This window comes from Kordiimonas laminariae (assembly GCF_023008165.1).
GTDB lineage: Bacteria > Pseudomonadota > Alphaproteobacteria > Sphingomonadales > Kordiimonadaceae > Kordiimonas > Kordiimonas laminariae.
Genome location: NZ_JAKQZA010000004.1, coordinates 430,721 through 450,734, shown reverse-complemented (window position 1 = coordinate 450,734; position 20,014 = coordinate 430,721). Strand labels below are relative to the sequence as shown.

Sequence of the window (20,014 nt, the reverse complement as noted above, 5' to 3'; positions counted from 1 at the left end):
GAGCTACAGAGGCTTATCCTGCCCCCAAATTCTCTACGATTTTTATGGTGGCACCCAATAAAATGCCAAAGAATCCTGAATATAGTTGCATCAAAATAAAGCTGCCTAGCATTCGGATAACACTGCTGGAAATTGAAAATTTAAAGAGTTTTCTGCCAACGTTATAGAGATAATAGAGCAAAAGTCCGAGTGCGAGCAGCTGTAATCCGCCTAGTATAAGAGAAAAACCAGTATCAAAACCATACGTCCATACCAGTAAATACCCAAGAACAGTGCTCAGCATAGTGTAAGGAATTATAATATATCCCGACAGTAGCATTGCATCGAATACAGTAATATTCTTAGGAAAAACCGTTTTAATAGCAAGGCCAAGAAGCGCGATATTTACGAGAAAGACAGCAACAGGATATTCGTCCATGGTATTGAACAGCATCCTATTTGTTTCATCTACTTCACTGTCGATATGTTGTTTCTTTTCCTCGCTTAGCTCGCCAGTGACACCCTCCACCATATCAGCGTTAGATGTTGTATAACCAAGCCTCTCCATGTCCATTGCAACATTCGTCATAAACTCTTCTGAAGGTGTTATGTAGGCAAATAAAGCAAGAAGTGGCGAGATAGTAAGTAACAATTTTAAAGGGCTTGAAATAAGTTTGCTTTGAGCACTGATGTATAATTGGAATACTTCCCAAGGCCTAAGAAAAGCCTGGCCAATAGTATATAAAACACCTTTTTTCAGGCTTAGAAAGTCGTCTACAAATTCTTTCACAAGCGTGACAACGCTTGGCCTTTCAATGTTTTTTTCCATGCCATCCCCCTTAGTGGTCAAAGCCAATACACTATGAACAACAATAGTTTAGATTACAAGCTTCTGTGATCTCGCTTATTTTCCAGCGGGCGTGCCGGGTTGCCAACAACAACGGTATTAGCTGGCACATCTTTTGTTACAACAGCGCCCATTCCAACTGTTGCACCTTCACCAATTATTATTGGATTTTCCTTTGTGCCCTGCTTGATAACAGCTGATGCACCAATATAGGCATGATCCTTTACCCTAACGTTACCATTTATAGAAACACGAGGCCCGAAGGTAACAAAGTCGCCAATTACACAGTCATGAGCCACATAAGAAAGCATATAAGCATGGAAGAAACGGCCAATTTTTACATTTGAAGTAATGATAGAATAAGGACAAATAATCAGCCCGTCTTGTATTTCGTTTTCATCGCCAAGCCGCGCATCAGATGAAACGATACTAATAGGTTTCGCACCACCGTTGAGGCATCTTTCTGATATGGCTTGCCTCACCTGAGAATCAGCGATTGCTACATTAAAATATAGTTCAACGTCTTTCATAGCCAAAAAATCAGCTTCAGGAATAACTTTATAGCCATTCACTTCGTTCTTAGAGGGACTGGTCTCAACAAAAAACAGCTTATTCTTTAATTCAGATATATTAGGGTATTGGCGCAACAATTGCTCATGCAATATTGGCATAACCTCGCGCCCGAATCCTCCTGCTCCATAGACAGCGAACACGCCATTATCAGGATATGCTTGTTGAATTCTATTACTGTACATTTAACATCCCCAATAAACTATGCATTACAACCTGATATCAGAGTTTTAACACAAAAAAAAGGCCACCCAAACTGGGAGGCCTCTTCTGTAATTCTGTGATCGTATGACCAATAAAGCTTAACGCTTCGAGAACTGGAAGGAACGACGAGCTTTTGCGCGACCGTACTTCTTACGTTCAACAACACGAGCATCACGTGTTAGGAAGCCAGCAGCTTTAAGAGCAGCGCGAAGCTCAGGCTCAGCAAGCTGGAGTGCTTTGGAAATACCGTGCTTCACCGCACCAGCCTGACCAGAAAGACCGCCGCCCTTTACAGTAGCAACAACGTCATACTGGTTTTCACGGCCAGCAACCTGGAAAGGTTGGTTCACTACAAGACGTAGTGTTGGGCGTGCAAAGTATGTTTCCTGATCACGACCGTTTACAGTGATTTTACCTGAACCAGGCTTCACCCAAACACGTGCAACAGCGTCTTTACGCTTACCAGTAGCGTATGAACGGCCCTGTGCGTCTACAACAGGCTTGCGCTCTTCTGTAGCTTCCACAGCTGCAGCTGCTTCGCCAGTGATTTCTTTAAGATCTTGAAGATCAGCCATGTCGCTTACCTCTTATTCTTAGGGTTCATGGCTGCAACGTCCAGAACTTCTGGCTCTTGTGCAGCATGTGGGTGCTCAGTACCAGCGTATACACGCAGGTTACGCATTTGTTGACGACCAAGCGGACCTTTAGGGATCATACGCTCGATTGCTTTTTCAACAACGCGCTCTGGGAAGCGACCATCAAGGATTTCGCCAGCAGTTGCTGATTTAATACCACCTGGGTGACCAGTGTGACGGTAGTAAACTTTATCAGTGCGTTTTTTGCCTGTAAGTTTAACTTTTTCAGCATTGATAACGATAACATTGTCACCACAATCCATGTGCGGTGTGTATGTTGGCTTGTGCTTGCCGCGGAGAACAACAGCAACGGCTTGTGCCATACGACCAAGAACTAGGTCCTCAGCGTCAACGATAAGCCATTTCTTTTCGATCTCCGATGGTTTTGCGGAATAAGTTTTCATCGCAATTTGCCTCGGTTACCGGACTAAATCCGGAGTTTTACAACTATGCCCCTTACCACATAGGCAAGAGGCTCAATTCATCTGTCGGCGTCTTATATAGGGAAAAGGAGCTTTGTCAACGGAGAAAATAGCTTTTAATTTCATTATATTCTTAAATAAACAAACAAAAACAAATAGTTATAAAAACGGTATTTAAATACCCCATTATTTTAGCTCATCCAGCAACCCAACCAGTGCATTTGATTTATCTTTAGGAGCTGTTGGCTTATTTTTAGCTGATGATTGTTCCTGCTTTGCTGGCTCAGTGCTGCACTCCCCAGCTGCATGATGGATTGCTTCCCCCAGCACGCTATCAATGGTTTTTACTAACTCATCTCGATCAATTGGTTTGGTAACACAAGCATCCATGCCAGCCTCATGATATTCTGCTTTATGCTCTTCCATAGCATCCGCCGTGATCGCAATAATTGGAATACGACGCTTAAGCCCACCCATCTTGCGAATAGCTATGGATGCATCCGTTCCTGATACTTCAGGCATCCTAACGTCCATAAGAACAAGATCAAAATCTTCACTTTCTACTGCCTGAATTGCCTCTGCACCGTTTTCTACGATATGAAATTCATGGCCGAAACCACCAATCATCTCGCTAATAATATGCTGAAGGAGCATATTATCCTCTGCAATCAGCACGGATAGCTTCCTGTTCGCTTCGTATTGTGTAAGTTCCGATTTGGCTTTCAGTGTTGGCGCCAATACTTCCGTTTCTGCTGCATGATACGGCAATGTAAACCAGAACCTGCTACCAATACCTATCTCACTCTCCACACCAATCTCACCACCCATAAGTTCGACAAGCCTCTTACAAATTGAAAGCCCTAGCCCGGTTCCTTCAAACCTTCGGGTAATTGAGGCATCTGCCTGAGTGAAATCCGCAAAGAGCTTACCAATGGTCTCCTTGGCCATGCCGATGCCAGTATCTCGGACCTCTATCTTAATAGACTCCTCTTTCTCGGACCTTAGAATAGAAGCCGTTAGTGTAACCCCGCCCTTCTTCGTAAATTTAACAGCATTTCCTATCAGGTTCATTAGAACCTGACGCAATCTGGTTGGGTCTGCATTAATGGTAGTTGGTAGATCATCTGACATCTTAAGAGTGAGTTTAAGATCTTGCCTTCTGCTTCCCTTTCGTTTTTCCTCAAAGAAACTGAGTGCATCTTCAAGCATCCCCGGCAAATGGAAGTCCAAACTCTCAATTGCCATTTTATTGGCTTCAAGTTTTGAAATATCCAAAATGTCGTTCAATATTGTGAGGAGTGAACGAGTGGCGTCTTTGATCCGGTAGACTTTCTCTTTACTACCTTTGGAAAGCTTGTCATCAAGCAGTAGGTCAGCGAGCCCCATAACCCCGGTCATTGGTGTTCTAATTTCATGACTCATACTGGCAAGAAACTCTGACTTCGCTTTGTTTGCATGTTCAGCTTCTTCCTTCGCCCTCATCAGAGCTTCTTCCGCTTGTTTGGCTTCGGTGATATCTCTGACAATACCGGTAAAATATACTTCACTTCCAAGGCGTAATTCATTTAATGAAAGGTGCATATGGAACTGGGAATTGTCCTGCCGCATCCCTATCACTTCACGACCGAAGCCGATAATCTTCGCTTCTCCGGTTTTGAGATACCGCTTCAGAAAACCATCATGTTCGCGAGCAAGATGAATAGGCATTAGCAGCGAAACATTACGGCCAATGATCTCTTTAGCAGAATACTGGAAGATACTCTCCGCACCTTTGTTAAATTCTTGAATAATACCCCGTGAATCGATGACGATGATACCGTCAATAGAGTTTTCCACGATTGCTCTGGTACGACCCTCGTTCGCCCTTAACATCATTTCCCTATTGTAGCGATCGTATATATTCCAAATGGCAACTGCCATTAAGATGGTAACAATCAAAACTGTGACCCAAAGACTGATAGAAATCATTCTTCTTGCGGTACTGAGCGCACCTACAACCGCGGCAGCATTTTCTGCACTTTGGAGTTGGTGTTCATAGCTAAGGTCGGCAAATCCTTCTAATGCAGGAATATCATCCACCCTAACCTTGGTATCGATTTCTTGTGGAGATAGCCCTTCAGCTTTTAATTTCACAGCGGTTTCGAACACTAACTGATAAGCTGACAGGGTTGCTTGAATATCATTTAATGCGGTTATTTCACTTTCATTAACGGCCAACGCAAGGTAGCCATTTATAGCACGATTAGCGGCATCGGCCTTAGCTGCAGCCCTATCTATGCGTCTCTTATCGCCTCTTAATATGAAATTCTTAAACTCATGGATCATCCCCCCATATCCAAGAGCAGCTCTCAATGAAGTAACCAAGTCTGCCTTAGAGTTCTGCGAGCCACTACTGGTTAAACCAGCCTCTTCCGATAATGCATAAAGTGCTACCAGCCCCGGCCCGTCATCCACCCTTACCGCACTATCTACCTCTACAGAAGCTTTCCCCTCTGCGATGAGATCTGAAGCCTCTAGAACTGCTCTGCGGTATTCAGCTATTGTGTTTTGAAGATCAATGAGAGCAACCTTCTCAGTATCTGAGATAGGCAAGGTTTTATATTCGGCCAGCGCTGCTTCAGCCCCGCCCAGTTTAGCCCAGACTATATCAAGGTATGCAGGATCATGACGCAATACATAATTCTTAAACTCGTGGATCATCCCCCCATAACCCAGCTCTTTTCTAAGCTGGGTCACAAGAACCATTTTATCAGATTGTTGATCCGTATAACGTTGCCACTTTTCGTCAACCGAACTGGTATTACCACTAATATTTAAATTTAATCCGATAAGGATTAAACAGGCCAATACAAGCCCCGCAACAAAAAGAAAGCCGCCGCGTTCGAGTTTTATCAGTTCTCTAATCTGCATTTGGTGCTCATCCCTGAAATACTTCAACTCGGAACACAGCCAACAAATATAAAACTACTAAAAACCTAAATTCACTGACTAAGTATGGGTATTGCTGCTTTATGTTTGGTTAATTTCCTCGAAGACTTCCGTAACGACACCTTGCTTTTTGATCGGTTAAGTCTAATTCACGCCATAACAATTCAAAACATGGGTTTATAAATATGAGCAACCAACAGATTTTACTTAAAAGCCGCCCAAATGGCTGGCCGACAACAGATAACTTTGAGCTGGCAAATGCTGCTATGCCTGAGCCTGCTGAAGGTGAAGTACTTCTTCAAACCATCTATATGTCTGTTGATCCTTATATGCGTGGACGCATGAATGATGCGAAAAGCTATGTACCTCCTTTTCAAATCGGTGAAGCTTGTCAGGCTGGTATTGTAGCAAAAGTTATCGCTTCAAACGGTGGGCCGTTTAAAGAAGGCGCTTACGTAACGGGCATGGGGCTATGGGCAAACTATATGGTAACTGACGGCACAGGCTTTCAGGAAATCCAGCCTGGATTAGCGCCTCTTTCCTATTACCTTGGCGTTTTAGGCATGCCAGGCATGACAGCTTATGTAGGCCTTAAGGGTGTGGCTGAACTCAAAGAAGGCGATCAGCTCTTTGTTTCAGCGGCATCAGGTGCTGTTGGGCAGGTAGTAGGTCAAATTGGTAAAAACATGGGCTGTCATGTGGCTGGCAGCGCTGGTAGCGACGACAAAGTCGCCTATCTAAAAGAGCTCGGCTTTGATGAGGCTTTCAACTATAAAACAGAAGATGTTTATAAAGCTGTAAAAGCTTCTAATCCAAAGGGCATTGATGTTTATTTTGAAAACGTTGGTGGCCCTATTCTTGAAGCCGTTATCAATAACTTGAATTTCAATTCTCGTGTTGCGCTTTGTGGCATGATTGCCAATTATAACGCAACGCTGGAAGATATGCCTGCTGGCCCTCGCAACATGGTTATGCTTGTAGGTCGCAGTGTGAAAATGCAGGGCTTCATCGTCTCCAATTATCCTGATTTGTGCAGGGAATGGATTGGTGTTGGAGCTAAATGGCTCGCTGAAGGCAAGCTTAAGTACCGCGAAAGTGTAACCGAAGGTATCGAAAACGCACCTCAAGCCTTCATTGACATGTTGAGCGGTAAAAACTTCGGTAAGCAGGTGATTAAATTTGCTGATGAATAAGGCAACAGATGAAATTTAAGAAAACACTTACTGTACTGGCGGCCGTATTTGCGGTCGCCTTTTATCTATTTTGGCCGGGTTTTACACCTGATCTCGGCGCTCAGCCGGAGTTATATCTCCAACATACTGAGAGTTTTGGCACAAATACTCAAAAAGGAAACGTTGTCGGCATAGAACCTTTTATGGTGCCCCTTGATTACGCCACCCCTGCCCGCTTCGAGGCCAAAATTGGTAGTTACATAAAAGAAGCACAAGGTAAAGGCTGGATAAATGAAGGCACTATTATACTGCTGCCAGAGCACATCGGAACCTGGCTTGCAGCCACAAATTCTGGCACACGAGTATATAATGCTAGCTCGACATCCGCTGCAATGCGGCCACTTATCTTTCAAAACCTTCTACAATTTCTGAAGAACTTCTATATTTTTGATAATATAGATAATGTTTCCGCGGCTTTCCTTCGGACACAAACCGAGCAAACTGCAAGAGCTATAAATACCGTCTTCAGCAATCTCTCCAAAAAATACGGCGTAACTATTGTAACTGGCTCAAGCGCGCTTATGACACCGGGCGTTTATCCTAACGCACTTACATATGGACATGGGCCTATTTTTAATACTGGTTTCGTGTTCGGCCCAGACGGAAAAGCACAAGTGGATGCCATTCGTAAGGTTTACCCAATACCAAGTGAAACTGGTTTCACAACCACTTCATCCGCTAAATTCCTTCCGACCTTCAAGAGGGACGGTATGAATTTCGGTGTTCTTATCTGTGCTGATAGCTGGTTTGAAGACACTAACGCTTTTATGGCTTCGCAAGGTGTTCATTTATTGCTGGTGCCGGCTTATTTGGAAGGCATTCAATGGGATGTACCTTGGCGGGGATACACAGCAGGCGAACATGAAGAATATGCTTCATGGCACAGTGATGTTGGCCAAATAACCGAAGGTGAAGCGTGGATAAAATATGCGCTCCCCGCAAAAGCCGCAGAATATGGCATAAAATGGGGAATGACAGTATTTTTAAAAGGAAAACTTTGGGAGCAACAAGGCAATGGTCACGCCCTTATTATAGAAAACGGCACTCTTCATATCGGGAAAACCGGTTCTGAAGGTGCCGCTATCTACAATTTATGGCTTGATAAAAACTCTTAAGCTTTCGTCTGTCTTGCAACCCATTCCAGATATTCAGGATTGCCGTCCACAATAGGTGAAACAGTAATGCAGGGAACACCGTAGCTGTGCATCTCTTTCACCTTCGCAATTACAGCATCAACGTGAGATGCTACTGTCTTCATTGTGACCGCTACTTCATTATCAAGCTGGATAACACCGTCCCATTCATAAATTGACCTGATACCTGTTTGCACATTAGCGCAAGCAATCAATTTTTCCCGAACAAGTGCAGTTGATATATGAACAGCAACATCTTCACTTTCAGCAGTTACATAAATTGTAACGCAATCTTCTTTTGTCATTTAGCCTCTCCCCGCCGTTGTATGTGCATTAAATTTATCAAAGCTGCAAGCACAAGTACGCCGCCGCCCTGGTGGGCCGTTCCCCACGATACAGGCACATAATTTAATAACATGATGATTCCAAGGACCATTTGCAATAGCACGGATAAACCAAAGAGGTATGCAGCGGCCTTTATCTGATACACAGATTTCCTCGCTGCTATCAAAATAACAAACATCAAGCCCGTGAGGACATAAGCTCCAATTCGGTGATCAAATTGTACAGTAACCGCATTATCGAAGAAGTTTCGCCAAGCTGGTTCAAGCCCCAGCAACCCATCAGGAACAAATGTTTCCCCCATAAGCGGCCAAGTATTAAAGATATGCCCTGCTTTCAGGCCAGCGACCAGTGCCCCCATAACGAGCTGAAGAACCAATACCAGCATAGCTATGTGCGTTAATCGTTTTACTCCAGAATCCGTACGTGAAGGCCTTGGATTCAAAAGTGAAAGCGCCGTCCAAAGAATAGCTGCGAACAAAAACAACGCAAGCGAGAGGTGAGCTGTAAGGCGGTAATGGCTTACTGCTGGTTCATCTACCAAACCAGATTTTACCATATACCAGCCAAGAAGGCCCTGGAGCCCCCCGAGAACAAACAGAACAACCAGACGCGGCTTATAACCACTAGGAATTCTTCCTTTAGCCCAAAACCAAACGAATGGCACAAAAAAGAAAACGCCAATCAACCGCCCAAGAAGACGGTGGCCCCACTCCCAATAGAAAATGCCTTTGAAGTCTTCCAGGCTCATTCCAGCGTTTTTAAGCCTATATTCTGGGCTAGCTTTGTAATCGTTGAATTCGTCCATCCATTCTGCTTCAGACATCGGTGGAAGTGCGCCCGTTACAGGGTTCCAATTTACCATGGAAAGCCCGGATTCCGTCAGGCGCGTTGCGCCACCCACAACCACCATCACAAAGATGATGAATGCCATAAACAGGAGCCAATAACCAACGGCTCGCCTATCTCTATCGTGTGTTTGAAACATAATGATGCTAGCTACCGTTTATTTACTAATACAGCAAGAATATTTACGAACAAATCAGGCTTTAGATCGCTTAAGCCAAAGGTTTTCCAAAAAGGCAAAGAAGTAAAATATAGCCATCCCCATTAAAGCAAGGATCAAGAGACCGGCGAACATTTTCTCAATATTGAGCCTATTGCCAGCCTCGATGATGCGCCATGCAAGTCCAGCCGAAGCACCAGAACCTGCAACAAACTCAGCTACAACCCCGCCAATAAGAGCTAACCCCCCACTTACTTTTAAACTAGCAAGCAAATACGGCATGGAAGACGGCCATAAAAGGAGCCAAAAACGCTGCCACCGATTAGCACCATATAGAGTAAAAATATCCTGCAAGTTCTGATCAACCGATTTTAGCCCTGCTGACATATTGGCCAAAATTGGAAAAAAGGCCACCAGCCATGCAATTATGACCTGCGCTAAATCAACATTATCAATACCAACCCATATGATGACGAGCGGAGCTATTGCTATTATTGGCGTTACCTGAAGAATGACGGCAAACGGATATACAGTCATTTCAAACCGTCTACTAACGCTAAATAACAGCGCAAATAATATACCGCTGATCGCCGCTGCAAAAAGAGCCTTTAAAGTAACCTCTAGGGTAGATAACCCTGCCCACAATAAGTCCGACAAGTTCGATACCAGAGAAGCATAAATGAGTGACGGCGCAGGAAGCACAAATTTAGGTATTCCCGCGTAAGCCACATACCACTCCCAGAACCCTAAAAGAACAATTAGCGCGCTAATTGGTAGTACCACTCGCATCAAACCACCTCTCCGGCCAGAAGTTCAGCAATCTGCTTTGCTGCATTCATAAATTCAATCGACGTACGTTGTTCATCAGGCTTTAATGACCGATCCAATTGTGGCGTTACTTCGCCTGAAATCATGCCGTCTTTCATAATGAATACCTTGTCTGCAAGGTAAGCAGCTTCATAGATACTGTGAGTGACGAAGAGTACGGTTAGTTTATTTTTTACTTGAAGATTAAGTATTAAGTTATTCATTTGAAAGCGTAAAATTTCGTCAAGCGCTGCAAATGGTTCATCCAACAGCAAAATATCTGGCTGAGCAACAAGTGCCCTTGCAATCGATACACGCATTTTTTGCCCACCTGATAACGCTTCAGGAAATCTTTTTTCAAAACCAGCTAATTCTACAGCTTCAAGTGCATCGACAACCTGTTGATTATCAATATTATTCTTTAACTTCAGCGGTAATTTGACATTTCTTTCAACAGTAGCCCATGGCATTAAGGAAGGTTCTTGAAAAACAAAAGCTGTATCACACTTGCCGTCATAACTAATTGAGCCAGTAGAAGGTTCCAATAAACCCGAAATAAGACGTAATAAGGTAGACTTGCCACATCCGCTGGGCCCTAAAAGGGCAACGACTTCCCCCTCTTCAACCGACAAACACAGGTCAGAGAGAATGTCGACAGTATTATCATAGGAAAAACCAACATTTAGCAAGTTAAGCATATAATTGCGTTACTCTGTCGTGGGTAAAAATTCAAGCGTGTAAGCTTTTGTAACATCAAGACTTTTGGGCAACAAACCCATTTCGCTCATTTCAGCATGAAAATCTTTCCATCTCTTATCCGTCATACGTCCCAATTTTTCCTTACTACCAAGCATTTCATTGGTTCGCATAGCATTGATTGAAAAGGCTATAAGCTCTGGGGTCATTTCCTTATTATCGGCAAGAATAAGTTTATTAGCTTCTGAAGGATCTCCCCAAAGGTAGTCTCGCCACCCTTCAATGGAAGCTTGAACAAACGCCTTCACTACATCCTTATTGCTATTAAGATACTCTGAACGAACCATTACCATACCAGCGTATCCCAGATACCCCTCATCCGCAAAAAGGAACACCTTCGGTTTGACGCCCGCCTGTACTGCAGAGAACGGTTCAGAAGAAACATACCCCTCCTGAACTGTCCCTTTATTTACCAACCAGGGAGCAAGGGAGTATGTATATTTCCTAATCTGACGGTCTTCATATCCAAATTTGTACTTAAGCCAAGGCCAGAAGGTGGCAATCGCGCTATCAGCTAAAAAGATAGGCATGCCTTTAAAATCCTTAAAGCCGGATGCTTGCACTTCTGGATGAACCATTAAAACCTGAGGGTCCTTCTGAAAAGTGGTCATCACTACTTTCACATCAGCCCCTGCAGCCACGAGGTTTAAAGGTTGAAAATTATTAGATGCAATGGCGATATCAAGCGCACCTGCTGCCATTAAACGAGGATTATCAGTTTGCGGTCCACCTGATCGAATATGAACATTCAATCCATATTTTTTATACAAGCCTTTTGCGGCAGCCTGATAGAACCCACCATGCTCAGCCTGAGCTTTCCAGTCAGTAGCGAAAGTAATGTTTTTATCTTCCGCAACTACGCTAGACGATAAAAACCCGAAAACGATAAATGTGAGGAACTTTTTCATAGCCCTGACTATATCGCGTTCGGGTTTTAGGTCAAAAAATATAACCGAATTAGTTATTTATTAGCGTTTTTTACGTCTGCTCTCGTATGGGTTTGCGCCTTTTTTCAACACCATGCGGAATGGTACACCAGGCAGATCAAAATCCTTACGAAGCTCATTCTCCAAGTATCTGAGATAGCTATCAGGCAAATCATCAGGGCGGTTACAGAAGAGCATAAAGGTTGGTGGACGTGTTTTTATCTGTGCACCGTATCTAATTTTAATGCGACGCCCAGCAACAGATGGTGCTGGGTGCTTATCAAGCGTGTCAACAAGCCACTGATTAAAGGCTGCCGTTGGAATACGTGCGTTCCAAAGCTCATAAGCTTCCGCGACCGCAGGCATAAGGTGCTGAGTGCCCTTCCCTGTAAGCGCTGAGAAATTTACAACCTTCACACCTTTTAGCTGTGGCAGGCTTTTCGTCAGGGTATCTTTCATCTGACGAATAACCTTCAGGCGGTCGTCAATTACATCCCATTTGTTGAGAGCAATCACAAGACCACGCCCCTCACGTACCACCAGTTCTGCGATTTTCAGGTCCTGACGCTCAATACCAAGTTCGGCATCGATCAACAGAACAACAACCTCGGCGAACTGAACAGCACGAAGGCCATCAGCAACAGAGAGTTTTTCCACCTTATCGTTCACACGGGCTCGCTTGCGCATACCGGCCGTATCAAAGAGCTTAACTGGTAAGCCTTCCCATTCCCAATCAACGGAAATAGAATCTCGGGTAAGTCCGGCTTCAGGGCCCGTAATCAAACGATCTTCACCAACCAGATGGTTAATAAGAGTAGATTTACCTGCGTTTGGACGCCCAACAATCGCAAGACGAAGTGGACGACCCTCTTCTTCATCCGCTTCTTTGTCTTCGAATTCGTAGTCAAGATCGCCTTCAACCGGGCCTTGGAATTCTTTCTTTTCCTCTTGCTCAGCTTCTTCAGCCTCATGAGCATAAGGGTCAATACCCTGGTCTCTAAGAGCGTCAACCACTGCCTGATAGAGCTCTCCAAGACCTTCGCCGTGTTCAGCAGAAAGCGGGATAGGATCACCAAGGCCAAGCCCGTAAGCTTCATAAATACCGGTATTTGCAGCTTTACTTTCGCATTTGTTAGCGCACAAAATGACTGGTGTACGCGTGCGGCGAAGCCATTCGGCAAAATGCTCATCCATTGGTGTTACACCGTGGCGGGCATCATAGAGCATTAAAGCTACATCTGCTTCATCAACAGCCTGGCGGGTCTGTTGTCGCATACGGTCTGATAAAGAACCTGGCGCACCTTCCTCAAGGCCCGCGGTATCAATCAAATCAAATTTCAGATCTGCAATATTACCGTATCCGGCACGTCGATCGCGTGTAACACCTGGTGTGTCATCAACAATCGCCAGTTTCTTGCCAACCAAACGGTTAAACAAAGTGGATTTGCCCACGTTGGGACGACCAACAATGGCAAGTGTAAAACTCATCTCATTCACCTGTTAGGGTAAGCGCCAGCATAAATACTGGCGGCTTTATATTATCTATATGCGATTAATTCGCCATCATCGGCCAAAACAATGAATGTTCCGTCAACAACAATTGGCTCAGTGCTTGAGCCCGCATCCATTTCAATACCACTTAACACTTCACCAGTATAAGGGGAAACAGAAAGCGCAAAACCGTGTGTGCTCGTAACCAATAGTCGGTCACCTGCTAACACTGGACCATTCCAACGGATCAAGCCACGGCGTTTATCTTGATTAGTAAAGCGTTGAAGCTGGGTGACCCAACGAACACGACCATCATCAAGAGAAACACAAGCAACCTGACCATCGATCGTCGTCACGAACCCGAAGCGACCCGCAATTGTTGGTGTATTCACACCTGCAACATCAGCTTCCCAGGAACGCTCTCCAGTACGCATATCAATAGCTACCATACGGCCAGCGTGACTAACGGCATATACGCGACCGCGATCAATAACGGGATGCCCATCAATATCAGAGAGTGTAGCAAGTGGAGTAAGACGACGGGAGCTAGATAGAGCATCCTGCCATAGAATACGGCCATTACTACCAAGCATTGCGATCAATTCGCCTGAAGAGAGCGCCGCTACAAATGTAGTACCATCATATGCAGGGCTCGCCGCGCCAAGCATACCAGCATTTTCCGAAATACCTACCTGATCCCAAAGCAGTTCGCCATTCTCGGTATCGAAAGCAAGCATCTGGTTATCATGTGTAACTGCAAATACACGATTTTCAGCGGCGGTTGGAGCCCCCCGAAATGGAACAGCGCCACTGTAACGCCATTTCTCACGACCCGTAGACGCATCAAGTGCTACCAGAAAACCATATCCCGACGTAACATACAGGGTATCGCCAAAAAGGGCTGCGCCCCCACCAAACCCAACTTTACTACGCTCTTCATCCGTCGATAAATCTACTGACCAAGCAGTAGAACCAGAAGCCAATGAAACAGCAGTCACCTGACTTTTAATATCAACAGCAAAAACTAATCCGTTACCAGCAACGGGGCCAGATACTAAGCGTTCATATTTCTCATTGCCGCGACCAATACTAGTTGACCATGCTTTTGAAAGATTATCACCTAGCTCTAGATGCTGAGTAATATGCTGAGCATTGCCGCCTGCCTGAGCCCAATTCTGGTTACGATATGGTCTCGGAAGCACGATAGGTAGTGTTGAAATGGTTGAATCAACCGCGATACCCTGTGAACCAGTCAAAATTGAAATACGTTCGCGACCTTCGTCATCGTATTTTTGCTGTTTTTTGCTGCTGCTACATGCAGCTATAGTAAGAGCGGTAGCCCCTAACAGACCAATTTTCAGCGTTTTCGAAAGGAGTTTAGCTGTTGTCATTGCCAACTCCTTCCTCGGCTTGTGCAGATAGCATATCTCTGAACTGACGTGCTCGTGTGCTAATAGATTGCGGCGTGGCAGTGTCATCCACAAGCATATTAAAACGAGATAGTGCTTCCTCTGTTTTATTTTGCTGTAAATCAATATAAGCAAGCTGTTCAGTTGCGGTATAATACCAAGGCTTGTCCTTCACTGCGAGGACAGATAAACGTCCTCGGGCGTTGTCAAGATCACCTTTGTGTTCAGCAACAATAAGCGCCGCTCGAAGCTGTGCTAATTGTTGAAGTGCGCTATCAATAGCAGAACTAGTCGCAGCAGCGTCCAGTGTAGCGATTGCTTTGTCAAAATCACCCGCCTCGATAGCGGCCGTCGCCAAACGAAATTCAGCTAGAGCCGAGTAACCATCAGAAAGACCACTTTCAGCACCTTCCCATAAAGCAACAGCATTAGTTTTGTTCGCTTCTACCTGTTCTATAACTGCGCCAAACTTGGAAGAATTTTCTTCCTGTGTAGACTGCTTCTGAGCTTTGTATACTTCAGTGCCAGCAACTACGAGCACAACTCCGACAGCTGCGCCAACTAAATATTTGCCATAGGCTTTCCAAAGCGCATTCAATTGGTCACGGCGCAGGTCCTCATCAACCTCTTGTGCTGCAAGATCAGGATTAATGTCCGACACACGAAACTCCTAAAACAGTTGTCATGAAGAACAGGCTTCATGCTCTAAATTCATCAAATAGGCTCTAATGGCCAAAAATTTCGGCTACCATAGCGAAAGCTTTCGCCAGAAGCAAACCCGAAGACACCAACTAATTATGGTAAAAGTTCGGCAACGCCTTAACTATTGGAGCCCCGCATCTTGTAGGTATGGTCATCACTAGGAAAATCACGGCTTCTAACCTCATCAGCGTAGGCCTCAATAGCACCTTCAATGCTTTGACCAAGCTCCATATATCGCTTCACAAATTTAGGGTTAATGGCAAACAATCCAAGCATGTCTTCTGTCACGAGAATCTGGCCATCACATTCACTAGATGCGCCAATACCAATAACCGGGCACGATACAGTTTCTGTAATTTTGCGAGCTAACGGCTCAGCTACCCCTTCCAGAACAATGGCAAAAGCTCCAGCGTTCGCGATAGCAATCGCGTCCTCAATGATTGGCTGCCATTCATCTACGTCACGACCGCGGGCACCGTAGCCACCATTCGTATGCACCGATTGCGGCATCAGACCAACGTGTCCAAGAACAGGAATCCCGCGCTTAACTAAAAATTCTACCGTTTCAGCCATTTCCACGCCGCCTTCAAGTTTGACTGCACCAGCTCCGGTTTCCGATAGCGCACGGGCAGAGTTCCTAAAGGCCAGCTCTTTTGATTCTTCATAGGTTCCAAATGGTAGATCAATTACTACAAGGGCCTGTTTCGCACCCCGGCATACAGCGCGGCCATGGCGGATCATTGTATCAAGATCGACGCCCAACGTGCTGTCCATGCCGTAAAGTACCATTCCAACGCTATCCCCAACCAAAAGCAGATCGCAGTGTTTATCAAGGCGCGCTGCCATTGGGGTGATGTATGCCGTTAGGCAAACAATTGGTGTACCACCTTTCATTGTAGCAATGTTTTTAGCTGTAGCTTGGCGCTTCGGGCGCGCATCAATCGTTGGTGCTTTACTCGTCGTAGACATACCGTACATACCCTTTTCCCACACATATGGTTTGCGCAGAAACATAGGGCATCAGATTTAAAAATCCAATGCCCTATCAATTAACTCTTCACAATGTGAGATTTATTCCCACTCAATCGTTCCCGGAGGTTTCGAAGTAATATCATAAACCACGCGGTTGATACCGCGTACTTCATTAATAATACGGGTAGCCACACGGCCTAGGAAATCATGTGGGAAAGGATAGTAGTCAGCTGTCATGCCGTCTGTAGAATTCACCGCGCGAATGGCACAAACGTGATCGTATGTACGTGCATCGCCCATAACGCCGACAGTTTTAACGGGAAGCAACACCGCAAATGCCTGCCAAATACTATCATAAAGCCCCGCATTGCGAATTTCTTCAAGGTAAATTGCGTCAGCTTTACGGAGAATATCAGCTTTCTCACGGGTAATTTCACCAGGAATACGGATAGCTAGGCCAGGACCAGGGAATGGATGGCGGCTCACAAAGTCATCATGAAGACCAAGCTCACGGCCAAGATCACGCACTTCATCCTTAAAGAGTTCACGAAGTGGCTCAACAAGGCCCATGTTCATACGCTCAGGCAAACCGCCCACGTTATGATGTGATTTAATAGTTACGGAAGGGCCACCAATGAAGGAAACAGATTCGATCACATCAGGATAAAGCGTGCCTTGAGCGAGGAAATCCGCTCCGCCCACCTTCTTAGCTTCTTCTTCAAACACATCAATGAAGAGCTTACCAATGGTTTTGCGCTTCACTTCAGGGTCGGTAACACCAGCAAGTTCACCAAGGAACAGATCAGAAGCATCCACATGCACTAGATTAATGTTATAGTGCTCGCGGAACAAGCTAACTACCTGTTCACTCTCACCTGCCCGCATCAAACCATGATCTACATACACACATGTAAGTTGATCGCCGATCGCTTCGTGAATAAGAACCGCTACAACGCTACTGTCCACACCGCCTGAAAGCCCGCAGATTACACGCTTGTCACCAACCTGTTCGCGAATTTCCTGAATTTTAGTTTCTCGGAAACTAGCCATGGTCCATTCACCAGAACAACCACAAATCTTCGTAACAAAGTTCTTTAGGAGCTCAGCACCGTGCGGTGTATGCACCACTTCTGGGTGGAACTGCACAGCATAGAAACGTTTTTCTTCATTTGCGATCGCTGCATATGGTGCGCCTTCACTTGTAGCAACGGCACTGAAACCCTCTGGAAGAGCATCAACATGATCACCATGGCTCATCCAAACCTGTTCACGCTCTCCCTTAGCCCATACGCCATCAAAGAGTGCACAGTCTTCAGCGATATCAACAAACGCGCGACCAAATTCTTGATGGTCAGACGTAGTTACATTTCCGCCGAGCTGAGCAACCATTGTTTGCTGGCCGTAACAGATACCCATTACAGGAATACCCATTTCAAACAGGCGTTCCGGAGCGCGGGGAGTGTCTGAGTGCGTTACACTAGCTGGACCACCAGATAGGATAACCCCAGCAGCGCCAAATGTATCAAGAACATCATCAGCTTGGTTGAAAGGAACGATCTCACAGTAAACACCTGCTTCACGTACACGCCGTGCAATAAGCTGAGTTACCTGAGAACCGAAATCGAGAATAAGAATTTTATCATTCATATAATATGTCTCACTTCATGAGTGGTGAGTTATTCAGGAGCTAAATGGCAAAACGGGGCCGCTCTGGACCCCGCTCACACTTATTCGCTCGTTTCTTTTTTCGGAGGCTCAACCGTCCGAATGTAAAGCTCGCGGAGCTGCTTTGGCTCCACAGTGCTTGGTGCGTTCATCATCAAATCTTCCGCTTTTTGGTTCATAGGGAAGACGATAACTTCGCGAATGTTTGGCTCATCAGCCAGCAGCATAACCATACGGTCAACACCTGGTGCCAAACCGCCGTGCGGGGGAGCACCATATTTGAACGCATTCAGCATGCCGCCAAATTCCTGTTCTACAACCTCTTCGCTGTAACCAGCCATACCAAAAGCTTTTACCATGATATCAGGGCGGTGGTTACGGATAGCGCCAGAAGATAGCTCTACGCCGTTCACAACGATATCATACTGGTACGCAAGAATCTCCAGTGGGTCTTGTGTCTCAAGCGCTTCCATGCCGCCTTGTGGCATGGAGAACGGGTTGTGAGAGAAGTCAATCTTCTTGTTATCTTCATCATACTCGAACATTGGATAATCAACGATCCAGCAGAATTTGAATTCGTCGTTCGGAATAAGATCAAGGTCTTCACCAACTTTTGTACGAGCGACACCAGCGAGCTTCGCTGCACCAGCTTCTTTATCACACGCAAAGAATACACCGTCGTTCGGGCCTAGACCAAGAGTATCGATAAGTTCTTGTGTCTTCTCTTCACCAAGGTTTTTAGCGATTGGACCACCAGGTACACCTTCTTTGATGTTGATGTAACCAAGGCCTGCATAACCTTCTTTCTTCGACCAGTCATTGGTGCTGTCAAAGAACTTACGAGATTTAAGGCCTGCGCCCGGTGCAGGAATAGCGCGAACAATAGCGCCTTCTTCAATCATACGAGCGAAAATACCGAATCCTGAACCACGGAAGATTTCAGTCACATCCTGAATTTCAATCGGGTTACGAAGGTCTGGCTTATCGTTACCGTATTTCAACATAGATTCTTTGAATGGAATCCGTGGGAACGGTGCCGGGGTCGTTTTCTTGTCGGAGAACTTCTTGAACACTTCTTCAAGCACAGGCTCAATCGCGTTAAATACATCGTCCTGAGTAACGAAACTCATTTCAATATCAAGCTGATAAAATTCACCTGGGCTACGGTCAGCACGTGCATCCTCATCACGGAAACAAGGAGCGATCTGGAAATAACGGTCAAAACCAGAAACCATCAGAAGTTGCTTGAACTGCTGCGGCGCCTGCGGAAGTGCATAGAATTTTCCAGGATGCTGGCGAGCTGGCACAAGAAAGTCACGTGCTCCCTCAGGGCTCGAAGCCGTAAGGATAGGAGTCTGGAACTCGTTAAAGCCCTGCTCCGTCATCAAACGGCGTAGTTCAGAGATAACCTGAGCACGCAAAATGATGTTGTTGTGCAAGCGGTCACGGCGCAGATCAAGGAAGCGGTACTTAAGGCGTACATCTTCCGGGTATTCTACGTCACCGAATACTGGCATTGGCAGATCACCAGCAGCAGAAAGAACTTCCATCTCATCAACATAAATCTCAACTTCACCTGTTGGAAGTTCAGCATTTACTGTTTCTTGAGTACGGGCTTTCACACGACCATCAATACGGATAACGCTTTCAGCGCGAACAGCTTCTGCATCTTTAAAGCAAGCGCTGTCTACATCAAACACCAGCTGTGTTAGGCCATAGTTATCGCGAAGATCGATAAAAAGAAGGCCGCCGTGGTCACGTTTACGGTGTACCCAGCCAGAAAGACGTACTGTATCGCCAACGTTTGCTTGGCGAAGATCGTTACAAGTGTGCGAACGAAATGCGTGCATGATGTCCTACGTTTCCAATTTAACTATGTGCAATAGAGCACAAATATCATCCATATTTGGGCCGGAAAAGCGCATGATTAGACGAAATTGTCAAGTCCGGTATACAATATATGAACAGAAAGCGTGACGATTGCCTAT

18 protein-coding genes are annotated in these 20,014 nt (G+C 45.4%); 2 read left to right on the top strand and 16 right to left on the bottom strand.

The window, feature by feature from the left end; genetic code table 11:
* Nucleotides 1-13: 13 nt before the first annotated feature.
* From MF542_RS10680 to MF542_RS10660, 5 genes are all read right to left on the bottom strand, one after another.
* A complete protein-coding gene (locus tag MF542_RS10680) occupies nt 14-808 on the bottom strand; it encodes a hypothetical protein (RefSeq protein WP_247019039.1) in 795 nt (264 codons plus the stop codon).
* A gap of 53 nt (nt 809-861) precedes the next feature.
* Nucleotides 862-1,581 carry an acetyltransferase gene (locus tag MF542_RS10675; RefSeq protein WP_247019037.1) on the bottom strand — a complete coding sequence of 240 codons (720 nt, stop codon included), beginning with the start codon at nt 1,579-1,581 and terminating at the stop codon, nt 862-864.
* A 117-nt stretch (nt 1,582-1,698) separates the two neighbouring features.
* Complete coding sequence (gene rpsI / locus MF542_RS10670) at nt 1,699-2,175, bottom strand: 30S ribosomal protein S9 (protein WP_247019035.1); 477 nt, start codon at nt 2,173-2,175, stop codon at nt 1,699-1,701.
* A 5-nt stretch (nt 2,176-2,180) separates the two neighbouring features.
* Nucleotides 2,181-2,639, bottom strand: coding sequence for a 50S ribosomal protein L13 (gene rplM / locus MF542_RS10665; RefSeq protein WP_247019034.1), 459 nt, complete (start codon nt 2,637-2,639; stop codon nt 2,181-2,183).
* A gap of 204 nt (nt 2,640-2,843) precedes the next feature.
* Nucleotides 2,844-5,567: a hybrid sensor histidine kinase/response regulator gene (locus MF542_RS10660; protein ID WP_247019030.1), complete on the bottom strand. Its 2,724-nt coding sequence runs from the start codon at nt 5,565-5,567 to the stop codon at nt 2,844-2,846.
* 203 nt (nt 5,568-5,770) lie between these two features.
* On the opposite strand from MF542_RS10660, the gene MF542_RS10655 reads away from it, so the two are divergent.
* Complete coding sequence (locus MF542_RS10655; RefSeq protein WP_247019028.1) at nt 5,771-6,778, top strand: NADP-dependent oxidoreductase; 1,008 nt, start codon at nt 5,771-5,773, stop codon at nt 6,776-6,778.
* Between the two features lie 8 nt (nt 6,779-6,786).
* The gene (locus tag MF542_RS10650; protein ID WP_247019020.1) at nt 6,787-7,932 is read left to right on the top strand and encodes a nitrilase-related carbon-nitrogen hydrolase; all 1,146 of its coding nucleotides are present in this window, start codon (nt 6,787-6,789) and stop codon (nt 7,930-7,932) included.
* Here MF542_RS10650 and cutA read toward each other — a convergent pair.
* The 11 genes from cutA to aspS form a co-directional block, all read right to left on the bottom strand.
* Entirely contained in the window at nt 7,929-8,255 is a 327-nt protein-coding gene (cutA, locus tag MF542_RS10645; protein WP_247019018.1) for a divalent-cation tolerance protein CutA, read from the bottom strand. The genes MF542_RS10650 and cutA overlap by 4 nt on opposite strands.
* Nucleotides 8,252-9,226 (bottom strand): COX15/CtaA family protein, encoded by a 975-nt coding sequence (locus MF542_RS10640; protein ID WP_247019016.1) that lies wholly within the window; start codon nt 9,224-9,226, stop codon nt 8,252-8,254. Before MF542_RS10640 ends, cutA begins: the two co-directional genes overlap by 4 nt.
* Nucleotides 9,227-9,334: 108 nt before the next feature.
* A complete protein-coding gene (locus tag MF542_RS10635) occupies nt 9,335-10,027 on the bottom strand; it encodes an ABC transporter permease (protein WP_247019014.1) in 693 nt (230 codons plus the stop codon).
* 59 nt (nt 10,028-10,086) lie between these two features.
* The gene (locus tag MF542_RS10630; protein ID WP_247019012.1) at nt 10,087-10,803 is read right to left on the bottom strand and encodes an ABC transporter ATP-binding protein; all 717 of its coding nucleotides are present in this window, start codon (nt 10,801-10,803) and stop codon (nt 10,087-10,089) included.
* A gap of 9 nt (nt 10,804-10,812) precedes the next feature.
* Nucleotides 10,813-11,769 carry an ABC transporter substrate-binding protein gene (locus MF542_RS10625; RefSeq protein ID WP_247019010.1) on the bottom strand — a complete coding sequence of 319 codons (957 nt, stop codon included), beginning with the start codon at nt 11,767-11,769 and terminating at the stop codon, nt 10,813-10,815.
* A gap of 60 nt (nt 11,770-11,829) precedes the next feature.
* The gene (gene der, locus MF542_RS10620; RefSeq protein ID WP_247019003.1) at nt 11,830-13,275 is read right to left on the bottom strand and encodes a ribosome biogenesis GTPase Der; all 1,446 of its coding nucleotides are present in this window, start codon (nt 13,273-13,275) and stop codon (nt 11,830-11,832) included.
* Between the two features lie 50 nt (nt 13,276-13,325).
* Nucleotides 13,326-14,669, bottom strand: coding sequence for a PQQ-like beta-propeller repeat protein (locus tag MF542_RS10615; protein WP_247019001.1), 1,344 nt, complete (start codon nt 14,667-14,669; stop codon nt 13,326-13,328).
* Nucleotides 14,656-15,348, bottom strand: a complete 693-nt coding sequence (locus MF542_RS10610; RefSeq protein WP_247018999.1) for a tetratricopeptide repeat protein — start codon at nt 15,346-15,348, stop codon at nt 14,656-14,658. Before MF542_RS10610 ends, MF542_RS10615 begins: the two co-directional genes overlap by 14 nt.
* Before the next feature lie 158 nt (nt 15,349-15,506).
* Nucleotides 15,507-16,358: a 3-methyl-2-oxobutanoate hydroxymethyltransferase gene (panB, locus tag MF542_RS10605; RefSeq protein ID WP_247018997.1), complete on the bottom strand. Its 852-nt coding sequence runs from the start codon at nt 16,356-16,358 to the stop codon at nt 15,507-15,509.
* Between the two features lie 102 nt (nt 16,359-16,460).
* Nucleotides 16,461-18,008 carry a glutamine-hydrolyzing GMP synthase gene (gene guaA, locus MF542_RS10600; RefSeq protein WP_247018996.1) on the bottom strand — a complete coding sequence of 516 codons (1,548 nt, stop codon included), beginning with the start codon at nt 18,006-18,008 and terminating at the stop codon, nt 16,461-16,463.
* 80 nt (nt 18,009-18,088) lie between these two features.
* Nucleotides 18,089-19,876 (bottom strand): aspartate--tRNA ligase, encoded by a 1,788-nt coding sequence (gene aspS, locus MF542_RS10595; RefSeq protein WP_247018994.1) that lies wholly within the window; start codon nt 19,874-19,876, stop codon nt 18,089-18,091.
* Nucleotides 19,877-20,014: the final 138 nt, after the last annotated feature.